Annotated in this window: 1 protein-coding gene; it reads left to right on the top strand. The window is 30.0% G+C overall.

Annotated features, from left to right (window positions below):
- A partial coding sequence (locus AJN70_RS09695) for a TNT domain-containing protein (RefSeq protein ID WP_186821015.1) occupies positions 1-672 on the top strand: 672 nt, incomplete at its 5' end.
- Positions 673-717: the final 45 nt, after the last annotated feature.

Genomic DNA, 717 nt, shown 5'->3' with positions numbered 1-717 from the left:
CAAGCTAGTCCTCTTGCTAAGATTAAGTATGATAGGATAAGATGGCAAGGGATAGGAGATAAATTAGGAGCGGCACAAAAAAGCAAAGAAAAAGCAAAAATGCTTTTATATTTAGAAAATGAAAATAAAAAAGGTAAGGTAAGTGATAAAGAAGTTCATCTTTATAAACATAATGGAATATGGCCTAAAGATACTCCAAAACCTAGAAGTTCAGATTATATTCTTGAAGATGGTAAGATTAAATATCCTGATGATGATGGTTATAAAATTCCACCTAAACCAAGAGAAATCACTCTAAAAAAAGGGATGAAACTGGACAGATATGGAGATAATTCAGGTAGCTTTGTTTGTCCTTTTAAAGAGAAAAAAGGAGCGATGCCTTATGAAAAAAGATCATTGCCCTATGAAAATAATGAAGTAATGCAAAAAGCCTATAAAAGATATGAAGTAACAGAAGATATTAATATGGAGAGTGTTGATAGAAAGGTTAGAATGAGTGGGAATGAAGTATTAAAAGGTAAAATTGATAAATTAAAAGCAAAAAAAGAATTCCATTCCCCAAAAATAGGTAAAATATCTCCATGCTTTGAACAAGAAGGTGGAGGAACACAAATTAAACTTCCTATTTCCATAGAAAACTTAATACAATTAGGTTTTATCAAACAAATATAATAATAAAGGATAGAAAATGACAAGAGAACAAGCAGAACTAATTAT

Source organism: Campylobacter sp. BCW_4341, from assembly GCF_001764255.1.
In the GTDB taxonomy this organism is placed as follows: domain Bacteria; phylum Campylobacterota; class Campylobacteria; order Campylobacterales; family Campylobacteraceae; genus Campylobacter_D; species Campylobacter_D jejuni.
The sequence above is the reverse complement of the archived record's forward strand: the minus strand, read 5'-3'. Positions and strand labels throughout refer to the sequence as shown.